The organism is Myroides sp. LJL116 (assembly GCF_054871685.1).
Window position 1 is genome coordinate 14,737 of record NZ_JBTXLR010000019.1, and the last position, 17,590, is coordinate 32,326.

15 protein-coding genes are annotated in these 17,590 nt (G+C 34.4%); 13 read left to right on the plus strand and 2 right to left on the minus strand.

What is annotated here, in order from left to right; all coding sequences use genetic code 11:
* Window positions 1–8: 8 nt before the first annotated feature.
* Entirely contained in the window at window positions 9–614 is a 606-nt protein-coding gene (locus tag ACYSNM_RS12155; protein ID WP_461757154.1) for a trimeric intracellular cation channel family protein, read from the minus strand.
* Between the two features lie 23 nt (window positions 615–637).
* Window positions 638–1,375 (minus strand): RDD family protein, encoded by a 738-nt coding sequence (locus tag ACYSNM_RS12160; RefSeq protein WP_461757155.1) that lies wholly within the window; start codon window positions 1,373–1,375, stop codon window positions 638–640.
* Between the two features lie 23 nt (window positions 1,376–1,398).
* On the opposite strand from ACYSNM_RS12160, the gene ACYSNM_RS12165 reads away from it, so the two are divergent.
* From ACYSNM_RS12165 to ACYSNM_RS12225, 13 genes are all read left to right on the plus strand, one after another.
* A complete protein-coding gene (locus tag ACYSNM_RS12165; protein WP_461757156.1) occupies window positions 1,399–2,376 on the plus strand; it encodes a stage II sporulation protein M in 978 nt (325 codons plus the stop codon).
* Between the two features lie 15 nt (window positions 2,377–2,391).
* Window positions 2,392–3,315, plus strand: a complete 924-nt coding sequence (locus ACYSNM_RS12170) for a hypothetical protein (protein ID WP_461757157.1) — start codon at window positions 2,392–2,394, stop codon at window positions 3,313–3,315.
* Window positions 3,290–4,141, plus strand: a complete 852-nt coding sequence (locus tag ACYSNM_RS12175) for a DUF4129 domain-containing protein (RefSeq protein WP_461757158.1) — start codon at window positions 3,290–3,292, stop codon at window positions 4,139–4,141. The genes ACYSNM_RS12170 and ACYSNM_RS12175 overlap by 26 nt, the downstream gene beginning before the upstream one ends.
* A complete protein-coding gene (locus tag ACYSNM_RS12180) occupies window positions 4,134–5,351 on the plus strand; it encodes a DUF4350 domain-containing protein (protein WP_461757159.1) in 1,218 nt (405 codons plus the stop codon). Before ACYSNM_RS12175 ends, ACYSNM_RS12180 begins: the two co-directional genes overlap by 8 nt.
* A 13-nt stretch (window positions 5,352–5,364) precedes the next feature.
* Complete coding sequence (locus tag ACYSNM_RS12185; protein WP_461757160.1) at window positions 5,365–6,363, plus strand: AAA family ATPase; 999 nt, start codon at window positions 5,365–5,367, stop codon at window positions 6,361–6,363.
* Between the two features lie 205 nt (window positions 6,364–6,568).
* A complete protein-coding gene (locus tag ACYSNM_RS12190; RefSeq protein WP_461757161.1) occupies window positions 6,569–7,711 on the plus strand; it encodes a DUF58 domain-containing protein in 1,143 nt (380 codons plus the stop codon).
* 1 nt (window position 7,712) lies between these two features.
* Complete coding sequence (locus ACYSNM_RS12195; protein WP_461757162.1) at window positions 7,713–8,510, plus strand: TrmH family RNA methyltransferase; 798 nt, start codon at window positions 7,713–7,715, stop codon at window positions 8,508–8,510.
* A gap of 208 nt (window positions 8,511–8,718) precedes the next feature.
* Entirely contained in the window at window positions 8,719–10,923 is a 2,205-nt protein-coding gene (locus tag ACYSNM_RS12200; RefSeq protein ID WP_461757163.1) for a RelA/SpoT family protein, read from the plus strand.
* A 168-nt stretch (window positions 10,924–11,091) separates the two neighbouring features.
* A complete protein-coding gene (locus ACYSNM_RS12205) occupies window positions 11,092–11,550 on the plus strand; it encodes a Fur family transcriptional regulator (RefSeq protein ID WP_461752793.1) in 459 nt (152 codons plus the stop codon).
* Between the two features lie 49 nt (window positions 11,551–11,599).
* Window positions 11,600–12,871, plus strand: a complete 1,272-nt coding sequence (locus tag ACYSNM_RS12210; protein WP_461757164.1) for an adenylosuccinate synthase — start codon at window positions 11,600–11,602, stop codon at window positions 12,869–12,871.
* 119 nt (window positions 12,872–12,990) lie between these two features.
* Window positions 12,991–14,790, plus strand: coding sequence for an OstA-like protein (locus ACYSNM_RS12215; protein WP_461757165.1), 1,800 nt, complete (start codon window positions 12,991–12,993; stop codon window positions 14,788–14,790).
* 165 nt (window positions 14,791–14,955) lie between these two features.
* Window positions 14,956–16,149 (plus strand): aspartate aminotransferase family protein, encoded by a 1,194-nt coding sequence (locus tag ACYSNM_RS12220; RefSeq protein ID WP_461757166.1) that lies wholly within the window; start codon window positions 14,956–14,958, stop codon window positions 16,147–16,149.
* A 24-nt stretch (window positions 16,150–16,173) separates the two neighbouring features.
* The gene (locus ACYSNM_RS12225) at window positions 16,174–17,574 is read left to right on the plus strand and encodes a tetratricopeptide repeat protein (protein ID WP_461757167.1); all 1,401 of its coding nucleotides are present in this window, start codon (window positions 16,174–16,176) and stop codon (window positions 17,572–17,574) included.
* The last annotated feature ends 16 nt before the right edge of the window (window positions 17,575–17,590 follow it).

Genomic DNA, 17,590 nt, shown 5'->3' on the forward strand with positions numbered 1-17,590 from the left:
CACTAGTACTAATCGTGAGCAAAAGGTAGGCTCCATTTGTAACGAACAGCCAGCACTCGGATCAATATAATAAAACAAGCCGTACCTATGTACAATAAATCTCTTCCAATATTAAAGTGAAGTAGACCGAAATACATTGCCCCACCCATAATACAAGCAGTAGCGTAAATTTCTTTTTTGAAAATAATAGGTATTTGATTTGCTAAAGTATCCCTTATTACTCCACCAAAGCAAGCAGTGATGGTTCCTAAAGAAACACATATCACAGGGTGTAGTCCCACTTCTAAACCTCTTTCAATACCAATTAAAGTAAATACAGCAATACCAATGGTATCAAATAAAAATAAGGAATAACGCAGTACATTAAAACGCTGGTAAAACACAATTGCCATGGCAACACCTAATAAAACTACACTAAAGTAACTCATGTCCCTTAACCACATCACTGGGGTGATTCCTATCATCATATCTCGTATAGTTCCTCCACCAATAGCTGTGGCGAAAGCCAAAATACTCATCCCAAATAAATCTAATTTTCTTTCTCTTCCAGCTAGTGCTCCGGAGATGGCAAAAGCTAAAGTCCCTAATAAATCAAAAATGTGAAAAAAAGTCATCTAAAAATATATACCGTAAATAATTAAATCCTAGCCGTTAAAAAGTTGTAATCTTTGATAATAGTGGCTAAAAAATCTTGATTACTTTTCTCTTTTGGCTCAATGCCCAAAGTAGTTGTAACCTTTTTAGTCAATCTATCTAATAGGCTAACATCCTTAGTTCTAAGATAATTGTGATAAGCCCTTACAATGATAGCCATGTCTTTGTCGCTAAGGCTAACAACCTGTAAATATACAGGTTTATATGTATCTTCCACTTCTTGGTAGATAGATTGTTGCAATCCTCTTTTAAATGCAAGTTGGTTGATTACCCCACAATGCGATAAGATATCCCCTAAACGCTGGTTTTTAGAACTAAATACAATACTTAGTATGCCTATAATACCACTAAAGGACCAAATATCTATTAAACGCATGACCCATCGGATAAAATAATCAGAAGCACTTGCTTGACTACCATCTATTTTAATAACTCTTAATCCTAATACCTTCTTACCAGGTGTGCATCCTTGTAATAGGAGTTCAAAAATAAAACTATACATTATAATAGGTAAGAAAATAATCACCCCAATGGCCATGGTCATAAAATTATCAGAAATAGTGTAGTTTCTGAATAAATTCGTCCAAAGAATGAAAATAAGAAGAAAATAAAGCACCATAAACAATAAATCCAGAAAGAATGCAAAAATGCGTTTACCTAAGGAAGCATTATTAAAAGAAATAATGATGTTTTGTGTTGTATTAATTCTTAAATTAGCCATGAATCAAGTGTTAAATTATCCCAATGAGAGAGGTTTCTTTTATAAAAAAAAATAGAGAGCAGTGGCAAAAGTATGAAGATATGCTTAAGTCTTATCGCCCTTTATCCGCGGATGATTTATCTAGTATGTATATTTCATTACTCAATGACCTAGGGTATGCCCAAACTTTTTACCCACACAGTAAAGTTACACAATATTTAAATGCCCTGTGTGCACAAACTTACCAAAAAATCTATAAAAGGAAACGAGCAAAACACAATGTAATAGAGCATTTCTTTTTACAAGAAGTGCCCCTTTTATTATACCAGTATCGCTCCTATTTATTTTTTAGTTTGGCTTTGTTTTTAGCCACAGTATTTATAGGGGTAATTTCCAGTTATTATGACCCAAATTTTGTACGCCTAGTTTTAGGAGATGAATATGTAAATAGAACGCTGGAAAATATAGCTAGTGATGATCCTATGGCTATTTATAAATCAGGAGGGACTTGGTCGAGTTTTACTATTATAGCCGCAAATAATCTCTATGTAGGAGTGCGATTTTTCCTCTATGGTATATTTGCCGGGGGTGGTACCCTACTTTTTTTATTACACAATGGCATAATGATTGGGTCGTTTCAATATTTTTTTATTGCCCAAAATTCTTTTTGGGAGAGTTTTAAAGGAATTTGGTTACATGGTTTCTTAGAAATAATAAGTATGGTCATAGAGGCTTGTGCAGGATTTATTCTAGGAGGAAGTATATTATTTCCCAAGACCTATTCTAGGGTACAAAGCTTTCAAATAGGTTTTAAAAATGCCTTAAAAATCTTCCTTGCCACAGTTCCATTTACTATCGTGGCTGCCTTTATTGAAGGTTTTATAACCAGGTATTCCAAAGAAATGCCCAATATACTTAACTACAGTATTCTACTACTCACCTTCACTAGTATCGTTTATTATTTCTTTATCTTTCCATATAAGGTAAACAAAAGACAACAACAACCTTTAAAAGTATACTAACCAACACAATTCAAAATGATTAACTTACGTCAACCCAAAGATTTTGGTACTTATTTGCAAGACACTATCGACCTTTTCAAAGCACAAGGAAAGTCGTTTTTAATGGATTATTTAAAACTTTGCGGTTTATTACTTATTATAGCTATTGGTTTAAATCAAATACTTTCCTCCTCTTCCTATGAGTTTATTAACCAGCTTAATGCAGGAGAATTTGATTCCGAGGAATTTTTCTCCCCTATAAATGCATTGACGCTTTTTATCATCTTTATCCTAACAACTATTATTAGTATTATTACTTTTATTTACCCCATGTACTTTTTAAATCTATATGGTCAAAATAAGAGAGATAAAGCATCAGAATATAAAACTTTAGTAAGAAAAAACGGATTTAGAGCCTTTGGTTTTCTTTTCTTTAGTGCCTTTTTACTTATTCCTATAAGTATGATTGCTGTTGGTATTTTTGGAGCCTTGAGTATTATTCTTATAGGTATTCCTTTATTGATACTATTTTTCCCTACTATGGCGAGTTTCTTCACTTTGGCTTTTTATGACTATATGCTAAATAGAAATGACTTCTTCGCTTCCTATGGAGTAAGTTATAGAATGCTAAAGGCCAATTTTGGGGCTATTTTAGGTAATGCATGTATTATCTTATTGCTTTCTACAATTTTAATTTCTATTCCAGCTAGTATCTTGCAGTTTATAACCTTTGGATCTATCTTACAAGGATTAGAAAACCCACAGCCCTATGACCCGAGTTTACCGACCCAAATAATCACTGTTATTCTAGGAATTATTACCTCTTTATTCTCCTATTTAGTTTACCTAGTTTTTATGGTCAACCAAGGAATTGTGTTTTTTAGCGAACAAGAAAGAAGAGATAACACAAATATTGATAATCTAATTGAATCCATTGGAGAACAAGACAAACCATTTTAGCTTCTATTTATATGTGCTTTTAATTGGATTTTCCCTTCAATGTAAAGCCTTTGTATTACCACCTATAGCTGTATCAAATGATACTCTACAGGTGGTAATACCCGATACACTTGACCCAAATCAAAGCTCCATTATAGCTTTACCTATAAAAAAAGTCAATGTATTACCTTTAAAAAAGGAAGTGGATTCCGCCTTAGTGTCTAAAAAATTTCAAGCAAATTTTAAACCAAAATACCAAAGAGACCCTTTGTTTAATTATGCAGAGCAAACCCCATCTACATGGAGTAAAATAAAAAAGTCGATTGATCGTTTTTTATCCTCTTTCTTTAAGCCGCCTGAAGTTAACTCTGCTACTTTTTATTGGTTGATTGATGTATTGAAAGTCCTAGGTGTTGTAGCCCTTATTTTATTGGGGTACTATGTCTATAAGGCAATCCGACAAAAAGACATTTATTGGTTATTTAAAAAATCTTCTAAAAACTTTCAGGTAGATTTACAAAAGATACAAGACAATCTAGAAGCTACTAATTTCCAACAGTTGGTTCAAAAGAGTGTGCAAGGGCAAAACTATACCCTGGCAATCCGCTTATATTACCTATGGCTTTTACAGCATTTAGAGAAAAACAACCATGTTGTGTGGGACAAGCAAAAGACCAATAAAGATTATCAAAAAGAAATTAAAAACCCAAAATTACAACAAGAATTCACCTATGCATGTTATCTATATGACAACATTTGGTATGGACAACATTCTATCGATAAAGCCCAATTTGACAAGGCAGAGCATTGCTTTTTAACCCTATTAAAAACCAATGACTATGCGTAAATTAATCCAACAACTTGTTTTAGGAGTTTTTATAGTAACTATCTTTATAGTTCTAACAAAACAAAGCCAAAGACCGCCAGTGGATTGGACTTCCACTTATAGCTCATCGGATAAAATTCCTTATGGGCTTTATATCCTTAATCAAGAATTACCCAATTTATTAGAGCAAGATTCCATTGTTAAAGTCAAGGAATCCCTTAGCCATTTTTTAGAGCAACAGAGCCTTGATTCTACCTCTGTTTCTACCTCTGTTTCTAACTTACTGTATATTGGGTATAGTATGGATTGGAATAATTCGGTAAATGAAAACCTTCTTTCTTATGTAGAAAAAGGTAATACTGCTCTACTTATAAATGCGTATTTCCCTCCGGGGTTTTTAGACACCTTACAAATAAAATTAGTTGATCAATTCACAATTGACAATCCAGATAATAAAAAATTACAACTGACTAATAAACATTTACATAGTCAGCAGTTCTCTTATCAAGAGCTTACCCACTATGCCTTTGATATTCCAGATACTGCAAGGGGAAAAACATGGGTATTAGGCTATAAAACAAATTATGGAAACACAGACATTAACTTTGTCAGAATAAACATTGGCAAGGGAACACTATTGCTATCTACCGATCCTGTAGCTTTTACCAACTACGCTCTTTTACATAGTAATAATCACCTTTACGCCCAAAGTGTCTTATCTTATTTACCTTCAGAGAAAACCTATTTTTTGGATGATACCCCTATTACAGCTAAAGAACAAAAGCCGGTATCCACCTCTTTAATGCGTTTTATCTTTTTCCATCCCTCTTTAAAGTGGGCATGGCAAACCCTTCTTTTCACCTTGATTGTCTTTATGGTATTTAATGCCAAAAGAAAACAGCGCGTTATTGCGCGTATACCCATGGTAGAGAACCAAAGTGTAGCTTTTTTACAAACCCTCTCTGGGCTTTATCTACAAAATAAAGACTATGGGTCCTTAATGGATAAAAGCCTCTTTTTCACATTAGAGAAAATAAAACAGCGCTATAGTATCCCCACTCATACTTTAAACCAAGACTTTATAGATCAATTGCATATAAAGTCCAATAAGAGTAAAGAAGATATCAGCAATTTTGTACACTTTGCCCTAGAAATAAGGCATAACAATATTACACCTAACAAACAAAACTTGATTAAACTTTATAAATTAAGTCAAAAAATAATGCTTTAAAATCAACTAGAATATGGACCAAGAACCTTTGAATAACCAACACCTAGAATTTCAAACACGCTTAGATTTACAGCCATTAAAACAAAGCATGGATTTAATTAGACAAGAATTACAAAAAGTAATTATTGGACAAGAACATGTTATGGATCAAATCTTAGTTTGCCTTTTGGCCTCTGGTCACCTACTTTTAGAAGGAGCCCCGGGAGTTGCCAAAACACTTATGGCTAAACTTTTGGCTCAAAGTACTGAAATTGAATTTAAAAGAATACAGTTTACTCCTGATTTAATGCCATCGGATATTTTAGGAGTATCCATCTATAACCTAGAACGCAATAGCTTTGAGTTTAAAAAAGGACCTCTTTTTTCCAATATGGTCTTAATTGACGAGATTAATAGAGCCCCAGCTAAAACCCAGTCTGCTTTATTTGAAGCCATGGAAGAAAAGCAAATCACTATCGATTCGCATTCCTATCCTTTAAAGGGACCTTTTATTGTAATTGCCACTCAAAACCCTATTGAACAAGAGGGTACCTACCCCCTACCTGAGGCTCAATTAGACCGTTTCCTATTTAAGATAAACATTGATTATCCTTCTTTAGAAAATGAAATAGAGCTTTTACAAAGAGAGCATTCCTTTACCAATACAAATAAGTTAACGCTGGTTAAACCTGTTTTAACCTCGGAAGAACTTTTGCATTATCAAGACCTTATTAAAAAAGTACATATTGATGAGCATCTTATAGAGTACATAGCTAAAATAGTGAGTAGTACTAGAGATAATGCTTTACTTTATTTAGGAGCTTCTCCAAGGGCATCTATCGCTATATTACAAACAAGTAAGGCTTATGCTGCCATTCAAGGAAGAGATTTTGTAACTCCAGAGGATATCAAAATGGTTATCTACCCTGTCTTAACCCATAGAGTGGTACTTAACCCAGATAAGGAAATGGAAGGCTTAACTTCGAAAGAGGTAATTACAATGATTATGGATTCGGTGGAAATCCCCCGTTAATCACTAAGTATATATGTGGGAAAACATTAAAAACATCTATCTATTAAAAAGAGTATACCTGGTACTAATAAGTGTTATCTTCTTATTTATAGTCTCTTTTTTCATACCTATACTTTACTTTTTGCCATGGAGTATTCTCTTGGGATTAGGTATAGCTATTCTATGGGATTATAGGAAGCTATTTTCCAATAAAAAAGGACTGCAAATGAAAAGAGAGTTGCCTTTACAACTTTCCAATTCCGATAAGAATTATATCCTCCTAAAGATAGAAAACCATTATAACTTCCATATAAAAGTGGAGATCATCGATGAAATTCCCATTGCCTTTCAAATTAGGGACTTTTTAATTCAAGTCGAACTGGAAAAACAACAACACAAAGAACACTCCTATTTTTTAGTACCTAAAAAAAGAGGTGTATATCACTTTGGACACCTTCGCGGTTTTGTCACTAGTCCACTAGGGTTATTACAAAGAAGATTCACCTTTGAAAACCCTTGTGTTTTGTCTTGCTATCCTTCCTTTATACAAATGAAGAAATACCAAATGATTAATGTGTCTAAATCTCCTACTCTATCGGGGCAAAATGCCTTAAGAAAACTAGGAAACTCCTTAGAATTTGAACAAATTAAACCCTATGCTCCTTTCGATGATTTACGTTATGTGAACTGGAAAGCTACTGCAAAAACCCGAAGTTTGATGGTTAACCAATACCAAGATCAAACTACTCTAAATGTGTATTGTATCGTAGATAAAGCAAGAGCTATGCAAATGCCTTTTGAAGGTTTAAGTTTATTAGACTACGCTATTAATTCTACCTTAGCTTTGAGTAATATCGTTTTAAGAAAAAAGGACAAAGTTGGTTTTATATCCCTTGCCAAACAAGTAGAAGACCACGTTGTTTCCAGTAATAAAACAGGGCAATTAACCAAGATTAACCAAAAGTTATACGATGTGCAAACTAGCTTTGAGGAAAGTGATTTCTCGGCGCTATACCGCTTTACTAAGACCAATATACCTCAGCGAAGCTTACTTGTTTTATTCACTAATTTTGAGGCGATTCCCAATTTAAAAAACCAGATTCCCTATTTGAGAAATATTGCAAAAAAACACGCCTTAGTGGTGGTATTTTTTGAAAATACGCTAATAGAAGAAATCAGTGAAAAGACCCCAAAAAATATTGATGAAATAGTTGACAAAGTGTTGGCAGAAAAATTTATCTTTGAAAAGCAATTAATTCGACAAGAATTACTGCGTTATGGTATCTCTTGTATACTAACAAAACCAGAGAGTTTGAGTATTCAGGTGATCGATAAATATCTAAAATTAAAAGCAAAAGCATCCCTTTAAAATGACGTATAAAAAGATAGAAAGCATTCAAAATCCCTTGATAAAGTCCATTATACAACTGCAAGAGAAATCTAGAGCAAGACGTAGTTCTAATTCTTTTGTAATAGAAGGGATAAGAGAAATACAACTTGCCAAAGCTGGTGGTTATTTAATCAATACCATTCTTTTTCAAAGTGATGTATTACCTAAGGATATCTTACAGGAGTTAGAAAGTAACACTAAGGAATGTATTGAAATCAGTAAAGAAGTCTACCATAAGTTAGCCTATAGAGAGTCCACCGAAGGTGTTCTTGCTATTGCTAGTACAAAATCCTTATCTCTAGAGGACTTAATCCTTACAGATAATCCACTTATCTTGGTGGCAGAGGCAACGGAAAAACCTGGAAATATTGGAGCTATTTTACGCTCGGCAGATGCCGCTAATATAGATGCGGTTATTATTGCCAATCCAAAGACAGACCTATATAATCCAAATGTAATACGCTCTTCGGTTGGATGTGTTTTCACCAATCAAATTGCCATGGCAACCACACAAGATACCATTGCCTTTTTACAAGAGAATAACATCCCTTTTTACAGTGCTACTCTACAAGATTCTACGGGTTACCATACCATAGATTACACTGGTCCTAGTGCTTTTGTGGTAGGAACAGAAGCAACAGGGTTAAGCCAAGATTTTAGAGACCATAGTAAGCAAAATATCATCATTCCTATGAGTGGACAAATTGACTCTATGAATGTATCGGTTGCAGCTTCTATTTTGCTTTTCGAGGCAAAAAGACAGCGTAACTTCCAATAACAACAAGCTTTTTGATACTTACTTAAAAAGCAATGTGTGTAGTTTTTTACCCTTGTATGGTGAAAAACTACACTAAAACTTCCCTTTAAGGAGAATACTATACTTTTTCTCTATAGTGCTATAATAATTTAACATAAGGCATTAAAATCCATTGCGGTTTATTTTGTATCTTTCCTATAAGAATTCACTCAAATTAAGGATTGCGTATATGACAGAGGCAGAAATTGAATTAGAAAATAAAGCTATTGCGCAGCAATACAAAGAATTATTAAAAATAAGCTACCAAACCTTAAGCGAGGAGGACAAAAAACTCATACGTAAGGCTTTTGACGTAGCAGTTAAAGCACATAAAGACCAAAGACGTAAATCAGGAGAAGCCTATATATTCCATCCTATTGCTGTAGCTAAAATTGTAGCCTCAGAAATTGGATTGGGAGCAACCTCTATTGCCTCAGCACTACTACATGATGTGGTGGAGGATACCGATATTACTGTACAACAAATAAAGGAGTGGTTCAATCCAAAAGTAGCCCAGATTGTCGAAGGACTAACTAAAATGGCCCTTTTAGAACCAGATCCACATATCTCCATGCAGGCGGAAAACTACCGCAAAATGCTCCTTACTTTAAACGATGATGTAAGGGTGATTTTAATTAAAATTGCCGATAGGTTGCACAATATGCAAACCATGGAGAGCATGGCCGATTATAAACAGGCTAAAATCGCTTCGGAAACCCTATATATCTACGCACCACTAGCTCACCGCTTAGGTTTGTTTAACATTAAAACCAAATTAGAAGATCTTGGTTTAAAATATACCGAACCTGCTGTTTACAAAGACATTGTAAATAGAATGAAGGAAACAACCGAAGAGCAACAAGCCTACATTAAAGGTGTAGCGGATATCTTAAAGCATTCCTTAGACGAAGAGCATATCGAATATTCCATGAAAGGAAGACCAAAGAGTATCTATTCGATTCGCAAGAAAATGAAAGCCCAAAACGTCACCTTTGACGAGGTGTACGACAAATTTGCCCTGCGTATCATTTATAAAAGTACCCCTCATGATGAGAAATTCGTAGCATGGAAAATCTATTCTATTGTAACGGATCACTTCCGCCCTAGCCCTAACCGATTAAGAGACTGGATATCGGCTCCTAAATCAACTGGATATGAAGCTTTGCACATTACAGTAATGGGTCCAAAGGGTAGATGGGTAGAAATTCAAATACGAAGTGAGAGAATGGATGAAATAGCCGAAAAAGGTTATGCAGCCCATTATAAATACAAACAAGGAGTAACAGAAGAAAACACCTTAGATATTTGGCTAAATCAATTAAAAGAAGCCCTTGAAAATGCAGAAACCGATGCAGTGGATTTTGTTGAGGACTTTAAATTGAGCCTGTACTCTAAGGAAATCTATGTATTTACCCCAAAGGGGCAAATCAAATCTTTGCCAAAAGGAGCAACTGCCTTAGACTTTGCCTTTTCTATTCACTCAGAAGTAGGTCTTCATACTAGGGGAACTAGAGTAAATGGTAGATTAGTACCACTTAACCACGTTTTAACTAGTGGAGATCAAGTAGAGGTAATTACCTCTGATAGCAAAAAACCAAGCCCAAGCTGGCTAGAGTATGCTACCACTTCTAGGGCTAGAAATAAAATTAAAAGTGCTTTAAACGAAGACATTAAAAAGATTGCTGACGAAGGTAAAGAGCAATTACAACGTAAGTTAAAGCATTTGAAGATTACCATGGATGAAAAGGTAGTCAATGAAATGGGTATTCACTTTAAATTAAAAACAAGCCAAGAGTTATTCTATAGAGTTGGAGCTGGAGTAATTGACAACAGTCAATTGAAAGAATTTGCCTCTAATCGCAATAACACTTTGTTTAATTTCTTTAAAAAGACCATCAAAAGAGCTCCTTCCTTACCTAACTTAATAGACTCTGGGGAAAAGACACCTGATCTATTGGTATTTGGAAAGGACAAAGAAAAGCTAGATTATAAATTAGCAACTTGTTGTAACCCAATTGCTGGAGACAGCGTTTTTGGATTTGTAACAATTAACGATGGAATCAAGGTGCATAAAACCGATTGTCCTAATGCAATTAGTCTAAGGTCCAATTATGCTTACCGAATTTTACAAGCCCAATGGATTGACAAATCTACGGCAATGAACTTTGAGGCTACCATTAATATCCTAGGATTAGACTCCTCTGGATTAACCTCCGAGATTACCAAAATTATCATGGAGAGCAATGTGGTAAATATTCGCAGTATTTCTCTAAGCGAAGATGCGGGGATTTTTAGAGGATCTATCACTGTTATTGTACAAAACAATGAGATTCTAAAAAAGATGATTAATAATATTAAAAAAATAGAAGGAATAGAAAAAGTAACAAGAGGATAACTCTTGTTACTTTTTTAAGTCTACTGGGCTAATTAATAGGGCAAAAACATTGTTTTTGGCCCCCAAGCCTTTAAACAAGTAAAAAATATAGTTAATAATAATTCAATGTGGAGTTTTATGCCCTTGAAAACAAAAATAGCTATATATTTGCAGTTAAGATATTTTGACATGGGAAGTGAAAAAAATCAGGAAATAGTTAAAAACGTATTTACCAAATTCTTAGAAGAGAGAGGGCATAGAAAAACCCCGGAGCGTTACGCTATTTTACAGGAAATTTATGATAGCGAAGACCATTTTGATATCGAGAGTCTTTATATCAAAATGAAAAATAAGAATTACCGAGTTAGTAGAGCTACTTTATATAATACCATAGAAATTCTTTTAGAATGTGGTTTAGTAAGACGCCACCAATTTGGTCAAAATCAAGCGCATTACGAAAAATCGTATTTTGACAAGCAACATGATCATCTTATTTTAACCGATACAGGAGAGGTAATTGAATTTTGCGATCCTAGAATTCAAACAATCAAAAAGACGATTGAAGAAATTTTTGATGTAGAAATTAGCACGCATTCTTTGTACTTTTATGGAGTGAAAAAAAACACGCCAACCAAAGAACAAGAATAATACCTAAAGAATTAAAAATCGAAATAAACAACATTTAACAACACAAATAATGACAGTAGATTTACTACTTGGCCTACAATGGGGCGATGAAGGAAAAGGTAAAATTGTTGACGTATTAACAAAAGAATACGACATTATTGCACGTTTTCAAGGAGGCCCAAACGCAGGACATACTTTAGAGTTTGATGGAATTAAGCACGTTTTAAGAACAATCCCTTCTGGAATTTTTCATAAAAATGCCATTAACATCATTGGAAACGGAGTTGTAATTGACCCTGTAGTCTTTATCAAAGAAATTGAAGGCTTAGAGAAATTCAATATCGATATTTACACTCGTTTATTAATCTCTAGAAAAGCACACCTTATCTTACCTACACACCGCTTATTGGATGCTGCTTCAGAAACAGCTAAAGGTAAAGCTAAGATTGGTTCTACATTAAAAGGTATTGGTCCAACATATATGGACAAAACTGGTAGAAACGGTTTAAGAGTAGGAGATATTGAGCTTGCTGACTTCCAAGAGCGTTACCGTTCTTTAGCAGACAAACATGAGGCTATGATCAAGTTTCATGATGTGGAGTTACAGTATAACTTACAAGAAATGGAAGAAGAGTTCTTTAATGCTGTTGAGCAATTAAAGAAATTAACTTTCATCGATAGTGAGCACTACTTACACACTGCTTTAAAAGAAGGAAAATCTATTTTAGCTGAAGGAGCTCAAGGATCTCTTTTAGATATTGATTTTGGAACATATCCATTTGTTACTTCTTCTAACACTACTGCTGCTGGTGCTTGTACAGGTTTAGGAATTTCTCCAAACAAAGTAAAAAATGTTTTCGGAATTTTCAAAGCTTACACTACTCGCGTTGGAAGTGGACCTTTCCCAACAGAATTATTTGATAAAACTGGTCAAACTATGGCTGAAGTTGGACGTGAGTTCGGTTCAGTAACAGGAAGAGCTAGACGTTGTGGATGGTTAGACTTAGTTGCTTTAAAATATGCTGTAGAGGTAAACGGAGTAACAGAACTTTATATGATGAAAGCAGATGTTTTATCTGGTTTTGATACATTAGAAGTTTGTACTAAATACTTATATAAAGGAGAGGAAATCGATCACCTTCCTTATAATATAGAACCGCAAAACATTCAACCGATCTATCAACAAATCAAAGGATGGAATCAAGACTTAACTAAAATGACGTCTTTTGATCAATTACCAGAAGAATTGAAACACTACATTAGCTTTATTGAAAAAGAAGTTGGTGTACCTGTGAAAATTGTTTCTGTAGGTCCAGATAGAACGCAAACAATATTAAAATAAGCTAATACCTTAGCGATAAAGCACCTTTTTTAAGGTGCTTTTTTTTTGCTTTCAAATAACGCCTTATAACTGATAATTTATTGCCAACAAAAATCTTTATACGCAAATTTTACTTAAATTTGAAAAAAATTATTGACTTGAGAGCATTGCATTATATTATATTTTTTCTACTGTTTTGTTTTACTTGTTTTGCACAAACGCAAAAACAAAATAAAATCATTATTCATCATGCAGATTTTTCCGATATCAACCAAAATATCCTACCCGATGCGGTAATTTTAACTGGTAACGTATCTGCAGAGCACGATGGTATGACCATGACTTGTGATAGAGCATTTTATTTTGAGAAGGAGAACTACTTAAAACTATTTGGCCAGGTACATGTGGTTCAAAAAGATACTTTAACCCTAGATAGTTCGTATGCAGAATACAATGGTAATAATGGTTTTGCTTACGCTCAAGGTGATGTAATTCTTACTTCACCGGACTCTACCCTTTTAACGGATACTTTAAAATACGATAGAAATAGAAGTTTGTTATTTTATGATTCTTTTGGAACCATAAAAAACAAAGGAACTACCTTAACTAGTACCGATGGGAGATATTATTCGGATCAAAAGAAATTCCAGTTTTTAAATGGAGTAACTATTCTAACAGAGGATCAAACTAAGGTAAATTCAGATCATTTAGATTATTATGAAGTAGGTCAACATGCCTATCTAATAGGCCCTTCTACTATTGTTAACCAAGAAAACTCTATCTATACTGAGAATGGTTTTTACGATGTAGAAAAAGAAATAGCCAAACTTCTAAAAAACTCCTATATCTGGCATGAGAAAAGAAAAATAGAGGCAGATTCTATCTATTACGATAGAAATAAAGAGTTCGCTTCTGCATCTTTTAATGTCAAAATAACCGATACAATCAATAAAGCTACAGTAACTAGTCACTACGCAGAGGTATACCAAAGCATTGACTCTGTTTTTGTAACTAAAAAACCATTAGTTAGTAAAGAGGAACAAGATGGTACAATCATGTACCTATATGCCCCGCATATTAGCCTTTCTGGTCCAGAGAAACACCGTATCATTAGAGCCTATAATGGAGCCCGTATCCTAAGAGATAGTATGAGCGCAAAGGCAGACTCTATTGTGTCTATGGAACAAACCGGAGTTACTCAACTCTTAGGCTCCCCTGTAGTATGGAGTAAAGAAAACCAATTAAGTGGTAAGATTATTGAACTATTAAACAATCCTCAGACCCAAGTATTGGACTCTTTAAAGGTATTACAAGATGCTTTTGTTATTGAAAAAGACACCATTGGCCCAGGTTATAACCAATTAAAAGGAGTTAATTTATATGGTAGTTTCCAAGAGGGTAAACTCAAAGAGATAGATCTTATCAAAAACACAGAAATGATCTATTATCTATATAACGACAACAAAGAATTAGTTGGTATTGACAAAGGTATTTGTTCTCATATCAACCTATTGTTTGAAGATGGCCAAATTGCCTCTGCAACTAAATTTGTAGATCCAAGCAGTGAGATGTATCCCGAGAAAGATTTACCTTCAAATGCTAGAACTCTACGCGGATTTTTATGGAGAGCAAGTGAGAGAATAGATTCTTTAGAGCAAATTTTTCCACAAGAAGAATTAGATATGGAAAAAGCCCTTTTACAAGAATTAGATAAAACCAAACAGCGTTTTACTACTCCTATTCCATTACAAGAGCAAACCATCGAGCTAAATCCTGACTTACCACAATTGCAACAAGAGCAAGACATGGAAGAGTCCTCTTGGGTAGAACCTTCAATGGGCAACCAAGATACTATAGGTACATCTACACAAGAACTATCTCAAGAAACTGTTTTAGAACAAAGTCAGCCTACCCCTGAAAATCCAACTATACAGGAATAATAATCCTATAAAAACAGGTTTTCACTTTACGTGAAAAGTTCTTTATCTTTGCAAACAAATAACCCTACCTATTACTTGATTAATAGACAAGGGGTTACCTTATTAAAATACATAAAAATTATTTTTCGGAGCTATAGAAAAGCTCCTTAAAAACATGGAATTATAATGCAAAAAGATTTTTTTAAATACCAAGCACAGACATCTCCAAACCCACTTGCAATGAGTGTATCTCATGCCAAGGGGTCCTATATATATGATACAGATAATAAAGCTCATTTGGACTTTGTTGCAGGTGTTTCCGCCTGTACTCTAGGTCATCAACACCCAGAGGTAAGCAAAGCCATTAAAGAGCAAGTAGATAAATATACTCACGTAATGGTTTATGGAGAATACATCCAGGATCCAGCTGTGGAGTTTTGTAAGTTACTTTCTGAGCATGCGCCAAAACCGCTGAACAAAACCTATATGGTAAACTCCGGAACAGAGGCTACCGAGGGAGCATTAAAATTAGCTAAAAGAGTAACAGGTAGAAGCCAGCTTATCTCTTGCTTTAATGCCTACCATGGAAATACTATGGGTTCTATGAGTGTAATGGGATTTGAGGAAAGAAAAAGAGCTTATAGACCACTACTTCCAGATGTAGATTTTATCACCTTTAATAATGAAGAGGATCTTTTAAAAATTACCGAGAAAACCGCTGGTATTATTTTGGAAACTATTCAAGGTGGAGCTGGTTTTATACAGCCCTTTGACGGTTTTTTAACCAAAGTAAAAAAGCGTTGTCAAGAGGTAGGTGCCTTAATGATTTTGGATGAGATTCAACCAGGATTCGGAAGAACTGGAAAGTTGTTTGGATTCCAAAACTATGAAGTAGTACCTGATATTGTAGTAATGGGTAAAGGAATGGGAGGCGGTATGCCATGTGGTGCTTTTATGGCTAGTGATGAGCATATGGACACTCTGTATAGCAACCCAGGATTTGGACATATTACCACCTTTGGTGGTCACCCTGTTATTGCTGCGGCAAGTTTAGCAGTTTTAAAAGAATTGGTACATACTGATATTATGGCCCAAACCTTAGAAAAGGAAAAGCTATTTAGAGAATTATTAGTTCACCCATTAATTGAAGAGATCAGAGGAATTGGACTAATGCTTGCTCCAATGACTGTAAGTAGTGAAGTTACCAATAGAGTGATTCTTAAATGTAAGGAAAAAGGATTGATATTATTTTGGCTACTTTTTGAAGGTAAAGCCATCCGTATTACTCCTCCCCTTACTATTTCTGAACAAGAAATTAGACAAGGCTGTGAAATGATTATACAAGCCTTAAATGAAGTACAACAAGAGTTAGGTTTATAATTTTTTGTACAAAAAAACAAAACTATGCATTTAGATAACGAAGAAGACGAAGAATACAGATTAACCCTTTCGCGTTTTGAGTCAATGCTCAAGACCAATAAAGTATTGTTCTTTGATTCCGAGGAATTTGAGAATATTATCTTACATTATTTAGATTCAGGAAAACTTAATCTAGCTAAAAAAGCACTTAAATTAGGTTGTGCTCAACACCCTAATTCAGTTGGTTTAAAGCTAGTGGAAGTAGAAATTTTAATTTTCGAACACAAATACGATCAAGTAGATCGCCTTTTAAATGAGATCCAAGAAATTGATCCCACTAATGAGGAAATATACATACAAAGAGCAACGATACTTTCTAAGAAAGGACAACACCAACAGGCTATTGCTTCCTTAGAAACTGCCCTTACTCTTACCCAAGATTTAGCAGATGTTTACTCTTTAATTGCCATGGAATATCTTCTTTTAGATGAAATTCAAAAGGCAAAGGAGAACTTTATTCTATGTCTTGAAAAAGACCAAGAGGACCAATCGGCGCTTTATAACGTTATTTATTGTTTTGACTTTTTAAGCGAAACCCAAGAAGCTATTGACTTCTTGACTCAATACATTGATAAAAAGCCTTATAGTGAAATTGCTTGGCATCAATTAGGTAGAGAGTACTTTACTTTAAAGGACTATGATAAGGCAGTTTGGGCTTTTGAATACGCTACTTTAATCGATGAATACTTCTTAGGAGCTTATTTAGAAAAAGGAAAAGCTTTAGAGAAGTTAGAAAAATACACAGAGGCCATTGAAAGTTATAATACCACTTTAGAGCTAGATGATGCTACCTCCTTTGTATTACTGCGCATTGGAAGTTGTTTTGAACAATTAAACGATTTTCCAAAAGCCTACCAATACTATAAAAGAGCAGTACACGAAGATCCATTACTAGATAAAGGATGGATTGCCCTTACCGATATATCTATTAAGGAATGTAAATACGACAAAGCACTTTTCTATTTACAAAAGGCTATACAAATCGATGAGCTGAACCAAAAATATTGGATCAGATATGCGGTGTTAAACAAAAACACTCTGAATTTCAAAGAGGTAGAAGTAGGCTATAAAAAAGCAGCCGAATTAGGCAATTACCTAATGGAACACTGGATTGAATGGGCGGATACACTTTATATCTTAGAGCAGTATCCCTTAGCTATCCAAAAGCTATTACAAATAGCGGATTTTCACGCCAATACTGCAGAGGTCAATTACCGCTTAGCAGCTCTGTATTTTATCCTATCGGAAAATGAGCAAGGAGAGTTTTATTTAAATAAAGCACTAGTTCAAGATTCTAGGGGCAGAGAAATCATACAAAGAATTTTCCCAAACATGTGGAATAATCCCTTTGTACAAAACATTTTAAGTAAATTCGACAACCAATAATACAAAAGCTATTTCA

What these genes read in the sequence shown, in the direction of transcription:
- ACYSNM_RS12155 (WP_461757154.1), bottom strand. Translation starts at nt 614, where the DNA reads ATGACTTTTTTTCACATTTTTGATTTATTAGGGACTTTAGCTTTTGCC.
- ACYSNM_RS12160 (WP_461757155.1), bottom strand. Translation starts at nt 1,375, where the DNA reads ATGGCTAATTTAAGAATTAATACAACACAAAACATCATTATTTCTTTT.
- ACYSNM_RS12165 (WP_461757156.1), top strand. Translation starts at nt 1,399, where the DNA reads ATGAGAGAGGTTTCTTTTATAAAAAAAAATAGAGAGCAGTGGCAAAAG.
- ACYSNM_RS12170 (WP_461757157.1), top strand. Translation starts at nt 2,392, where the DNA reads ATGATTAACTTACGTCAACCCAAAGATTTTGGTACTTATTTGCAAGAC.
- ACYSNM_RS12180 (WP_461757159.1), top strand. Translation starts at nt 4,134, where the DNA reads ATGCGTAAATTAATCCAACAACTTGTTTTAGGAGTTTTTATAGTAACT.
- ACYSNM_RS12185 (WP_461757160.1), top strand. Translation starts at nt 5,365, where the DNA reads ATGGACCAAGAACCTTTGAATAACCAACACCTAGAATTTCAAACACGC.
- ACYSNM_RS12190 (WP_461757161.1), top strand. Translation starts at nt 6,569, where the DNA reads ATGAAAAGAGAGTTGCCTTTACAACTTTCCAATTCCGATAAGAATTAT.
- ACYSNM_RS12195 (WP_461757162.1), top strand. Translation starts at nt 7,713, where the DNA reads ATGACGTATAAAAAGATAGAAAGCATTCAAAATCCCTTGATAAAGTCC.
- ACYSNM_RS12200 (WP_461757163.1), top strand. Translation starts at nt 8,719, where the DNA reads ATGACAGAGGCAGAAATTGAATTAGAAAATAAAGCTATTGCGCAGCAA.
- ACYSNM_RS12205 (WP_461752793.1), top strand. Translation starts at nt 11,092, where the DNA reads ATGGGAAGTGAAAAAAATCAGGAAATAGTTAAAAACGTATTTACCAAA.
- ACYSNM_RS12210 (WP_461757164.1), top strand. Translation starts at nt 11,600, where the DNA reads ATGACAGTAGATTTACTACTTGGCCTACAATGGGGCGATGAAGGAAAA.
- ACYSNM_RS12220 (WP_461757166.1), top strand. Translation starts at nt 14,956, where the DNA reads ATGCAAAAAGATTTTTTTAAATACCAAGCACAGACATCTCCAAACCCA.
- ACYSNM_RS12225 (WP_461757167.1), top strand. Translation starts at nt 16,174, where the DNA reads ATGCATTTAGATAACGAAGAAGACGAAGAATACAGATTAACCCTTTCG.